Source organism: Streptomyces sp. NPDC056222, from assembly GCF_042264065.1.
Lineage (GTDB): Bacteria > Actinomycetota > Actinomycetes > Streptomycetales > Streptomycetaceae > Streptomyces.
Genome location: NZ_JBHJTL010000154.1, coordinates 1 through 10500, shown reverse-complemented (window position 1 = coordinate 10500; position 10500 = coordinate 1). Strand labels below are relative to the sequence as shown.

General features: G+C 69.3%; 9 protein-coding genes and 5 pseudogenes. 10 read left to right on the top strand and 4 right to left on the bottom strand.

Going from position 1 to position 10500, the window contains the following annotated elements; genetic code table 11:
• Window positions 1–663: 663 nt before the first annotated feature.
• The 6 genes from ACFC0D_RS36945 to ACFC0D_RS36920 all read left to right on the top strand — a co-directional run bounded on the left by ACFC0D_RS36945 (window position 664) and on the right by ACFC0D_RS36920 (window position 6476).
• A complete protein-coding gene (locus ACFC0D_RS36945) occupies window positions 664–1251 on the top strand; it encodes a DUF1062 domain-containing protein (protein ID WP_376446064.1) in 588 nt (195 codons plus the stop codon).
• Window positions 1252–1385: 134 nt separating this feature from the next.
• Window positions 1386–2885, top strand: a complete 1500-nt coding sequence (locus tag ACFC0D_RS36940) for an alpha/beta hydrolase (RefSeq protein ID WP_376446062.1) — start codon at window positions 1386–1388, stop codon at window positions 2883–2885.
• A gap of 167 nt (window positions 2886–3052) precedes the next feature.
• On the top strand, window positions 3053–4045 hold the full coding sequence (locus ACFC0D_RS36935) for an ArsR/SmtB family transcription factor (RefSeq protein WP_376446059.1): 993 nt from the start codon (window positions 3053–3055) through the stop codon (window positions 4043–4045).
• A gap of 161 nt (window positions 4046–4206) precedes the next feature.
• Window positions 4207–4587: a hypothetical protein gene (locus tag ACFC0D_RS36930; RefSeq protein ID WP_376446056.1), complete on the top strand. Its 381-nt coding sequence runs from the start codon at window positions 4207–4209 to the stop codon at window positions 4585–4587.
• 3 nt (window positions 4588–4590) lie between these two features.
• Entirely contained in the window at window positions 4591–5151 is a 561-nt protein-coding gene (locus ACFC0D_RS36925) for a hypothetical protein (RefSeq protein WP_376446054.1), read from the top strand.
• Between the two features lie 212 nt (window positions 5152–5363).
• The gene (locus ACFC0D_RS36920) at window positions 5364–6476 is read left to right on the top strand and encodes a calcium-binding protein (RefSeq protein ID WP_376446051.1); all 1113 of its coding nucleotides are present in this window, start codon (window positions 5364–5366) and stop codon (window positions 6474–6476) included.
• Window positions 6477–7155: 679 nt separating this feature from the next.
• Here the strand turns inward: ACFC0D_RS36920 and ACFC0D_RS36915 are convergent.
• Window positions 7156–7278 carry a hypothetical protein gene (locus ACFC0D_RS36915; RefSeq protein WP_376446048.1) on the bottom strand — a complete coding sequence of 41 codons (123 nt, stop codon included), beginning with the start codon at window positions 7276–7278 and terminating at the stop codon, window positions 7156–7158.
• Window positions 7279–7351: 73 nt separating this feature from the next.
• Here ACFC0D_RS36915 and ACFC0D_RS36910 point away from each other — a divergent pair.
• Window positions 7352–7468 (top strand): annotated as a pseudogene (locus ACFC0D_RS36910) (AAA family ATPase); the annotation flags it as partial.
• Between the two features lie 17 nt (window positions 7469–7485).
• On the opposite strand, the gene ACFC0D_RS36905 reads toward ACFC0D_RS36910, so the two are convergent.
• Window positions 7486–7959: a hypothetical protein gene (locus tag ACFC0D_RS36905; protein ID WP_376446046.1), complete on the bottom strand. Its 474-nt coding sequence runs from the start codon at window positions 7957–7959 to the stop codon at window positions 7486–7488.
• A 132-nt stretch (window positions 7960–8091) separates the two neighbouring features.
• Window positions 8092–8280 carry a hypothetical protein gene (locus tag ACFC0D_RS36900; protein ID WP_376446044.1) on the bottom strand — a complete coding sequence of 63 codons (189 nt, stop codon included), beginning with the start codon at window positions 8278–8280 and terminating at the stop codon, window positions 8092–8094.
• A 44-nt stretch (window positions 8281–8324) separates the two neighbouring features.
• On the opposite strand from ACFC0D_RS36900, the pseudogene ACFC0D_RS36895 reads away from it, so the two are divergent.
• Window positions 8325–8571, top strand: a pseudogene (locus ACFC0D_RS36895) (transposase); the annotation flags it as partial.
• 654 nt (window positions 8572–9225) lie between these two features.
• Here the strand turns inward: ACFC0D_RS36895 and ACFC0D_RS36890 are convergent.
• Window positions 9226–9452, bottom strand: a pseudogene (locus ACFC0D_RS36890) (IS5/IS1182 family transposase); the annotation flags it as partial.
• On the opposite strand from ACFC0D_RS36890, the pseudogene ACFC0D_RS36885 reads away from it, so the two are divergent.
• Window positions 9450–9754 (top strand): annotated as a pseudogene (locus ACFC0D_RS36885) (site-specific integrase); the annotation flags it as partial. The pseudogenes ACFC0D_RS36890 and ACFC0D_RS36885 sit on opposite strands and share 3 nt — an antisense overlap.
• Window positions 9755–10111: 357 nt before the next feature.
• Window positions 10112–10273, top strand: a pseudogene (locus tag ACFC0D_RS36880) (transposase); the annotation flags it as partial.
• Between the last annotated feature and the right edge of the window lie 227 nt (window positions 10274–10500).

Below are 10500 nucleotides of genomic sequence, written 5' to 3'. Positions count from 1 at the left end.
GTTGATCAGCTGGGTGACCCTTAGGCTCCACAACTCGCCTTCGGCGGGCCCCAAGGGACGCTATCCGGGGAAGTTACCGCGAGTAGTGGAGAGTTGGGGACACCAGCCGTGGCTCCGGCCCCGGCGGCCCTCCGCCCTCCGTGTGGGCAATCGTCCCGCTGGGCTGGGGGTCCCCCCGGACGGAGTCTGGGGGAGGGTGGGCACACGGGACGGCGCCCTTGCCGGGCCCAGGCCCCCGGTCCGTGCGGTGCGCACAGGTGCGGCGCCGTCGTCGGGTTGTGCCCACCCGTTCCGCCCCGCGGAACGCCTGCCCACAACCGGGTGGAGGTGAGGGTGGGCACCGCGCTGCGGGACGGCTGCCCACCTGTTCCGCCCCGCGGAACGCCTGCCCACAACCGGGTGGAGGTGAGGGTGGGCACCGCGCTGCGGGACGGCTGCCCACCTGTTCCGCCCTGGGGAACGCCTGCCCATAAACCGGCGGCTTCTAAAAGCGGTGGAGCGCGTCGCTGTGCGTCAGTACCGTGCTGCCGAACCGAGTCGTCTGGGCAAGGACGTGCCGTTGTACACCGTGTGAGACCTCCCGAGAGCTGATCTGTCGCGCGTCGCGCATCTGCGCCGCGCTCCTTTTTGCTGCGGACTTCTCACTGAAACCGGTGTACTTCTGTGCTCAATAGCTGGGTGGTCATGCCCACCTGCCTGCCGCTCGTTCTCCGTCGTTGTCACGCGTGCGCGTCCGAGCGCTTCCGGGCCAACGGCAAGTTTCGCGTCAACGCGAACCACAAGCTCATCGACGCCTGGCTCCTCGTGCTCTGTACCGCTTGCGGGGACACCGCGAAGCTCACGGTCCTGGAGCGGACGAATGTGCGCTCCGTACGACCTGAGCTGCTGGACCGGCTGCATGACAACGACCTCGGCCTGGCGGCCGAGTTGCTGCAGGATCCGGTCGTGCGGCGCCGTAATCGCATCGCCCTCGACTGGGACAACGCCTGGAGGCTCGATACCGGAGGATCGGATCACCTGGACCGCGGACGGGGTCTCCCCTGCTCGAGCGAAGCCGAGAGCTTGGGGAAGATCGATGTCTCGGTCCGGTTTGCGGCGCGGATCCCTGTCCGGCCGGTGCGACTGATCGCTGAAGGGTGCGGTCTTTCGCGGGCCGAGGTCGAGAGGCTGATCGAAGAGGGGAGTCTCGTCTCGGCGGTCCGGCTGAGCGGCAAGCTCTCCGGCGACTTCACCTTCACGCTCAAGCGCTGAGGCTTCTCGGGACCCAGGGTCTGTCCGGCGCGATCGGTTGGGCGGGCCCTGGGGGCAGGCAGGGGGGTAACCCCACTTCGTACCGTCCCGGCTGCCGGATGTGATCGTGAAGGGCCGTCAACAAAGCTTGGCGCATGACCACTTACAAGCTCGGTGCCCTCGCCCTCTCCGCCGCCGCCGTTGCCGTCACCCTCTCCGCGAGCCCCCTCACGACCACCGCTCGCGCCGCCGACACCGCCTCCGGCGGGCTCGTGTGGACGAACTGCGCCCAGAAGGACGGGCCCGCCACCCAGGAGTGCGCCACGCTCACCGTGCCCGTGGACTACAGCGACCCCCGTGGGCCCCAGCTCTCGCTCGCCGTGTCGCGGATCCGTAGCGACCGGCCGGGGGAGCGGCGGGGGACGTTGGCCGTGATTCCCGGTGGGCCCGGGAGTTCCGGTGTGCAGCGGCTGACGACGAAGGGGGACGCCCTGCGCAGGGAGCTGGGCGGGACGTACGACCTGGTGGCGCTCGATCCGCGTGGGGTGGGCGGGAGCGCGAAGGCGAGCTGTGGGCTGGACGAGGGCGACCGGCGGATGGTGACGCTGCGGTCCTGGCCTGCGGCGGACGGTTCGATCGACGAGAACGTCGAGCGGTCCCGGCGTACCGCGGAGGCGTGCGCGCGCAACGGGGGCGATGTGTTGCGGAGCATGACGACGGCGAACCAGGCGCGGGACCTGGACCGGTTCCGGCAGGCGTTGGGGGAGGAGAAGCTCTCGGCGTGGGGTGTCTCGTACGGTACGTATGTCGGCGCCGTGTACGCGCAGAAGTTCCCGCAGCGGACGGATCGTTGGGTGTTCGACAGCAGCAACGACCCGGACCCGAGCCGGGTGGCGCGGGGCTGGCTCGCGTACATGGGGGAGGGTGTGGAGGACCGTTTCCCCGACTTCGCGGCCTGGGCCGCGCATCCGGACCGGGCGAAGGAGGGGCTGCGGCTCGCGGAGCGGCCGGAGGACGTACGTCCGTTGGTGATCGCGCTGGCGGAGCGGCTGGACCGTGAGCCGAAGGAGTCCGCGAAGGCGGGCGTGCCGGTGACGGGGAACGTGCTGCGGCAGGCTCTGCAGAACGCGCTCTACAGCGACGGGGCCTTCGCCGGCTTCGCCCGCCTGGTGGTGGACGCCCAGGTCCCGGACCGTAAGCCCACGCTTCCGCCGCAGCTCGCCGAGGCGCTGTCCGACGAGGACGCGGCGATCACGGTCGGCGTCATCTGCAACGACGTGAAGTGGCCGCGCTCCGTTCCGGCGCACCAGCGGGCCGTCACGGCCGACCGGGCCCGTCACCCCCTCACGGCGGGCCTGCCGGCGAACATCACGCCCTGCTCGTTCTGGAAGGCTCCGGCCGAGAAGCCGACGCGCATCACCGACCGGGGTCCGTCCAACATCCTGATGATCCAGAGCCTGCGTGACCCGGCCACTCCGTACGCCGCCGGTCTGAAGATGCGCCGGGCGCTCGGCGACCGGGCCCGGCTGGTGACCGTCGACCACGGCGGGCACGGGATGTACCTGGGGAACGGGAACGCCTGCGGGGACGCGGCCGTGACGCGTTTCCTGCGCACGGGGGAGCGGCCGGCCTCCGACACGTACTGCGCGAACTGACGAGCCTTCCCGCGAGGCCGTCTCCCCCAGGAGGCGGCCTCGCGCGGTGTTCTCCCGCGGCCGAAGTGGGCGGCAAGGAGACGTCAATGGGGTGTTTAGGACACCGTCGTCTCCTGAGTCGCAGACCCGTTACCGGCCGTAGCCGGTACGCGACCGCAGGGGGAACCGTGCTGAGCATCCGCTTCACCGATGCCGACGTAGGACGTGTCCGGCTGGCCGCCGAGCCGGACGTCATGTGGGAGACGATCCTGAGTCTGCATCAACTGGCCAGGCCGGACGTGTACTTCGCACCGTGGAAGCGCCTGGCGCGCCGGGCGCTGGCCGATGCGGGAATGGGCCGGGACGGGCACCTGCTGACGGCTCTCGCGCCGATCAGCTCGTACTTCCCGGACTTCCTGACGCCTCCCGGGCACATCACGTCGATCGAGGGCGGAATCGACGCCGTGCTGTCGACCGGGAAGAAGCGCCTGCGGGCGGAGATCACCAGACTGGCGGAGTCCAGCCCGGGCCCACGGGCCTGGTTCGACGACATCGCCGCCGGCCGTCCCCGAGCGTTGCGTCGGCTCGGTGGCGCGTTACGCCGCTATCACGACGTCGCCCTGGCTCCGTACGCGCCCGCCGCGGCGGCGGTGGCCGGGCGGGACGTGAACCGTCATGCGCGGCGGATCGCCGAGCAGGGCAGCGAGGCGCTGCTGGACGGCCTCGGGCCGCAACTGCGGTGGCGCCCGCCGGTGCTGGAGGTGGACTATCCCGTGGCGCAGAGCCTGGAGCTGGACGGGCGCGGTCTGCTCCTGGTGCCCAGCTTCTTCTGCCACAACCATCCGATCGCCCTCGCCGATCCCGGGCTGCCGCCGGTCCTGGTCCTTCCGGTCGCCCGGGGGCCCCTGTGGATTCCGCGGCCGGGGGCGGCCCCGCCGCGTGGCTTCGAGGCGGCGGGTCTCGACGAACTGATCGGGCCGACCCGCGCCGCCGCACTGCGCTTCCTCGACACCGGCCACAGCACGACCGAGCTCGCGGCCCGGCTGTGCACGTCCGTCTCCACGGCCAGCCGCCACGCCGGGGCGCTGCGTCGTGCGGGCCTGGTGGTCACCGTGCGGCTCGGGGCGTCCGTCCTGCACACGCGTACGGCGCTGGGCACCGGGCTGGTGCACGGCATCTGAGCGGCGGGGAGGGTGCGCCTTTGCGCCGCAACGCAAAGGGTTCGTTCACATTCTTGGAATCCGTAGCGTCATGCGGGACAGACGGCCCGGGGCCTCGGAGCGGACGAGGCCCGGGGGGCGTCCTCAGGAATCTCCGGATCTGGAAAGGATCGTGAGACCAAGTGGCAGTGATCTCCTTCTCGTCGATGTCCTCCCTTCGGAAGACCGCGGTGGCGGCGGGCATGACGGCGCTGGTGGCCGTCGCGCCCCTGCTCGCAGCGACCGACGCCCAGGCGCTGGGCAACAACCGCAACGTGTCGCGTAGTTGCGGCACCAACCATGTGGGCAGCGGCTTCAACGGCAGCCAGAACTGGGCGCAGACCAAGAAGGTGTCGGGTGACTGTGCGGGCCGGCTGAGTGCGGCTCTCGTGCGGAGCGACGACTACTGGACCACCCGTGTGTACGGCTCCAAGACCAACGCGTACGCCAGCTACAACTCCCGCTACAAGGCCAAGAACGGTCTGCACTGGGGCTGCGACAACTGCAACGTGACGTACTCCTGATCCATGGGCAAGGCGACGATCGTCGTCGCGGCGGTCCTTCTGGCCACCGTCTCGGGCTGCGCGCAGGCGGGCTCCGACGGTGGCCGGGAGGCCGGCGACGACATACCGATTCCCGGGCAGGAGTGGGCGCTGAAGGACGGCCGGGTCACCTCGGCCGAGTACGGCACGGCCATGGGACGGTTCGTCTCCTGCATCAGGGACGCGGGCTATCCCGTCAGCGAACCCGTCCTCAGCCCGGCGGACAATCTGACGCTGATCTACGAGGTCACGCCCAGTGGCGCGCCGGAGACGTACAACAACGCCGTGCAGAGCTGCAATCTGTCCCACCTGTCGATGGTCGAGCCGACGTTCGTCGAGGCGCAGCCGCAGGTCATGGACGAGCCGCTGCGCAGGGCGGTGGGTGACTGCCTGCGGCGACAGGGCGTCGCGGTGACGGCCGAGGAGCGGAATCTGAGGGAGTTCGCCCGTTCGGCGAAGGACGAGACGCGGGTGGTCGACTGCGTGACGGCGGAGTGGCCGCGGGTCTATCCCGCGCTGCCCGCGGAGGTACCGCTCCGGTTCTGACCCTGCCGTGCGGGTCGGACCCCGTGTGAGGGGTGTACGGGGTCCAGGCCGCCGTTCCGTGGTGCGGAAGGGGGCGACGGCTCACCCGAATGCGATCGGCCCGGTCGCAGGGCGACATGCGGTGTCATACGTTCCGTGACATATCGCCCTGTTTGTGATCGCGCTCTGTGAACGCATGCGGCATGTGGGGCGCCCTCGCCCTGGAGGTTCGTATGTCACCGATCCGCCCACCCCGCCGCCTCGGCCCGACGGTGCTGACCGTGGCCGCGCTCCTCGCGCTCGGTCTCCCGGCGGGCGCCGCGTCCGCCGCCCCGCCGACGTGCTTCGGGGTCCCGGCGACCATCACCGGCTCGGGCACGATCCTGGGCACGGCCGGCAGCGATGTGATCGTCGGGTCCGACGACGGCGACGACGCCATCGACGGGCTCGGCGGCAACGACCTGATCTGTGGTCTGGGCGGGAACGACACGATCGCCGGAGGGCTGGGCAACGACCAGGTCGACGGCGGGGTGGGCAACGACACCGTCCGTGGCGATGTGATCGCCCCGACCGGCCCTGCCACCGGCGGCGGTAACGACCGGGTCTTCGGCGGCCCGGGCGACGACCGTCTCGGCGGGGACAGCCTCGCCCCCACCGGCAAGGCCACGGGCGGGGGGAACGACCAGATCTTCGGCGGGCCCGGGAACGACATCGTGTCCGGTGACAGCCGCGGGACCAGCGCGTCGGGAGGGGGGAACGACCTGATCGACGGCGGGGAGGGCGACGACGACATGAACGGGGACTCCGCCGCCACCTTCACCGACGCGTCCGGAGCAGGGAACGACGTGCTGCGGGGCGGACCCGGCGTCGACATCCTCATCGGCGACAGCAACGCGCAGGGCAGCACCGACGGCAGCGGCGGCGACGACATCCTCGACATGGGCACCGACGGCGGGTTCTTCGCCATCGGCGACCACAACGCGGCGACGGGAACCTCCACCGGCTCCGGGAACGACCGGATCGTCGGAGGCAGCGCGAACGAGATCCTCCTGGGGGACAGCTCCGTCGACACCACTCCGCCCACCAGCGCCGGCAACGACATCCTGGAGGGCAGGGGCGGCGACGACCGGATCCTCGGTGACAACGCCGACTTCTTCATCGAGTTCACGGTCGGCACCGTGGGCGGGCGCGATGTTCTCAGGGGCGGCGCCGACGCCGACCGGCTGCTCGCCGGCCCGAACCGCGACGTCCTGGACGGGGGCGCCGGTACTCCCGACTCCTGCGACGGCGAGGCGGGCACGGACGTCGCTACGGCTTCCTGCGAGACGACGCCGAACGTTCCCTGACGGACGGCGTCACCACGAGGGCGGGGCCCCCGGGGGGGGGGCGCCCCCGGGGGCTGGGGGCTCCCCCGGCATCCCGGGTTTCGGGGGTGCTGCCCTGTGGGCGGGGCCCCGGGGCCCTACCCCCCCCGGGCCCGATGATCAGTAACGTTCAGGCCATATCGTTCAGGGAGTCCTCCGCAGCGGGATGACATCGGGACCGGTGGGCATGGCAGGGCGGGCGGCTTCCGGGGTGGCCAGCAGGGCCACGATGGTGACCGGCTGCTGGCAGTGCGGACAGTTCCGGGTGGCGGTCGGCTCCAGAGGGTCGCGCTCGGGGACGGCCGGTCGGGGGCCTGATCGTGGTGTGGATCTGGGTGGTGGTGGAAGGTCAGGCAGTGCGGGCGGCGCCTGCACCTCGCCGAGCCGGCGGGCGCGTTCCTCGTCGCGCTGACGATCGCGCTGCTTCTCCGCCTCGCGCCGACAGGCCGGTGAACAGTAAACCTGCCGGAGGCGGGGGTTTGCAGTGAATTCGCCGCCACAGGCCGGGCAGGAATGCAGCTGCGGGCCGGCGGGGGCCGAGCGGCGCGCGAGGGCCTTGCAGCGAGGGGAACAATAGATCTGCCGCGGGTGGGGAATGAACTCGCCCTCACAAACTGGACAGTTGACGGTGCTGGCTGCCTGGAGCTGTGTCTGCTCAGTGTCACGAGACACGGGCGTTCACTCCCTTCCGCAGGGTCTCGGCCTGGTTCTGGTGACCGCGGAGCCGGTAGGAAGGACCGTCGATGCCGGCGACGGCGGCCCGGTGCAGGAGCCGGTCGAGCATGGCTGCGGCAACGGTGGCGTCGCCGAAGGCGCCGGCCCAGTCATCTGGGGCTGGCACATGTTCCTATTCGTGGATCGCCGCTGCCATCGTCGACCGCCTCACCTTCGGCGGCAACATCATCGAGACCGGCACCGACTCCTACCGCCTCGCCACCACCCGAGCCCGAGCAGAACAGCAAGCAGGCGGCTGATCACCTTGCGCCTCGCGCTATCGAACCGGACCGCACTCGTCGACCGTCACGGTCGGATCCGACAGAAACACGTTCCGCTCGACGGGGCCATAGGCGATGTTGAACGTGTCAAGCCAGTATGACCACTCCTGCATTGTCGTCATCCCCGTGAACCGGTAGTTCAACTGCCAGCGCACCCATTGACACGGGAGCAGACGCACGGCCGGGGGCCTGCGCGGCCGAGGGGGCAGACCAAACAGCGGCTCCACGCGTGCATGCACACGGAGCCGACCGTCCTCTTCGCGCAGGCTGACGCCTAGCTCTCGAAGATCTTTCGTGGTCTCGCGCGGTTCGAACCCGTCCCGCTCCGACATATGAACGAAGGGAACGCTGGAGGAAGGCATCTGCGGCAACGGGAACCCGACCGGCGCCGCGTTCCTGCGGGCAGCGTCCTCTCCACCCCTCGACCGTTTCGTCCAGGATGTCCTGATCCACTGGACCGTGATCTCCATTGCACCTGCCTCTCGCCCTGGAGCCTACGGTCACTACGGCATGAACGCATTCGGGTTCCGACACGGCTGCCTGTTACCAGTTCTCAGCAACATTTCGCACGGCTAGGGACCCCGGCCGCTCTCCGAACTCACCTACAAGCGTTCTCGGTTTCCACCTACGCAGCCACCGCGGTCCCCGGCGCGGGCCAGGTCGTCCAGGTCGTCGTGGGTCAGCGGCCGACCGGTGGCGGCGAGGCCGGCCAGGAGCCGGGAGGAGTGCGAGTTGCGGATCCAGTTCAGCGCGGTCGTCGGCTGCTCGCACTCGGCCAGAGCCGTACGCATCCGCGCGTACTGGTCACCCGTACTCTCACCTGCGGAGATGGTTACGCGAGCGCGGCATCACCCACCGCATCGCTCGCAAGGGGGTCGAGTCCTCGCAGCGGCTGGGCCGTCATCGCTGGACTATCGAACGCACCATGGCCTGGCTCGCCGGCTGGCCGCCGGCTCCACCGACGCTACGAACGCAAAGCCGACCACTTCCTCGCCTTCACCGCCATCGCCTGCACTCTCATCTGCTACCGCAGGCTCATGCCCACCCGGGGCGACAAGGCTCAGGTGTTGGCGGCGCCGTAGTACAGGACGTCGCCTTGTGGAAGCAGGTATCCGATGTCACGTGTCTGCGGCAGCTTTCTGGCCAGCGTCGATGCGTCAGTGCAGCCGGAGACCTCGAAACCGATGACCCCAGCCTGAAGGAGGCGATCTTGAAGGTTTCGGTCCCGATGGCAGCCAGCCAATCGTCTAGCACGTCTGACCTGAAGAACGGTCGACCGTCCCAATAGGTGAGTCCCGCCTGATCCAGCGCACCGACGGGGACGTAAAAGTCCAGCCAGTCGCTGCTTTCATCGCCGCCCCGGATCGCCACACAACCGCAGACGACCAGCTGGCCCGTCGGCAGGCGGACCTGACCGTACAGGTGTCCGAACTCGGTCAGCGATCCGACCGTGCACGGCACGAGATCCTGCTCCTCAGGTTCACGGTCTCTCCGCCCGAAGCACCCGTGAACGCCTGCGGCAGACCACAGAGCACTCAGTACGGCTTGAATCTTCGCATCATCACTCGATCCAACCTCTATGCCCAGCTCGTAGTAGCCGTTGGACCAGTTGGTCTGGTCCCGGAAGGTGGCAGGACTCGTCATAGCGTGATCATGCGGCAGAGACCTCCCTCGATGCCACCCGCATTCAAGCGAGCGGCCGGACCAATTGAGATGGCCTCTAAGGGCAGGAGTTAGGTGACGTCGTCGCGGTTGCCGCCAGTCAACAGACCGCAAGCGGAGTGCCGTGTCCGTCGGTGATGAGGTGGTGTGTTTCGAGCCGGCCCGCCCACGGGCCCGTCTGGCTCCCCCTTTCAGCGCCCTGACGTGTGAGGAGTAAGCCTCGCAGCGGGAACCAGTCCACCCGGGAGGCCGCGTTGAGCTCGGCCAGCAGGACCTCATGCAAGCGTTGCCAGACGCCGGCCGGCTGTTCTTCAGCGAGAGCGGGGGGTGGATTCCTCCTCGACGTACTACCGGGCCTGGCAGGAAGCCCGGACGCTGGCTCTCCCGCTGGCCGTCGTCGCCTCGCCGCTCGCCCGACGCCCGGACGACTTGCGGCACTCAGCCCTCTCCACGTGGCTCAACGCGGGCGTCGACGCTACCGAGGCCGCCGAGAGGGTCGACAACAGCATTGAGGTGCTGCTGAGTTGCTATGCCAAGTGCCTCGACGGCCGTCAGGACGTGGCGAATCGGCGCATCGAGGATCTGCGCCGCGAGTACGAGTGAGTGCTGAGCCGAGTGAAGCATCCCGCGAGGCCCTGGGACCCGTCCCGGGGCCTTCGTCGTTTGGTGGCGCTTACCTGGGGCGATGCTCCCGACGGTCCTCGCTACGAGCGGCACACGGCTGCACATACGACAAGACCCCGTCCTCAGCATTAGCGCTGGTGGCGGGGTCTTTAGGCACTTCCTGCGAAGTGCCCCCGGCAGGATTCGAACCTGCGTACACGGCTCCGGAGGGCGTGCCACGGGTACCCCGAGGACACTCGCTGACCTGCTGTTTCCCTGCCAGGTACAGCTGTCCGTGCTGATCTCTATCGCATACCGTGCGCGGAGCACCCATGGAATGGCTTTGTTCGCGAGATCGTGTCCTGTCGTAACTTCCCCACCGCCGGCCACCTCGCCGCCTATGCGGGCCTCGCCCCGGCAACCCGCAGCTCAGGTTCATCGATCCGCGGCGAACAGCCCTCCAGGAGAGGAAACAAGCAGTTCAAACCTGCTTTCTTCCTCTCCGCGTTCGCCGCCCTGTCCGCGTACACGTGAACCTACCCAACTGTGTACGGACGAACGTGCTCAGCTGGTGATGTGCCTCGCCCGGCGGCACCCGACCCGAGAGACGGCCCCGATCGGGGGTCGGTGCCGTCTCGTGGGCGACTACACCTCGTTGAAGCCACGTGACGCGTCGTAGATGTCGAGTTCGATGAAGACCACGTAGAAGCTCGTTACGACGTACTGGACCATGACGTGGTCCTCCC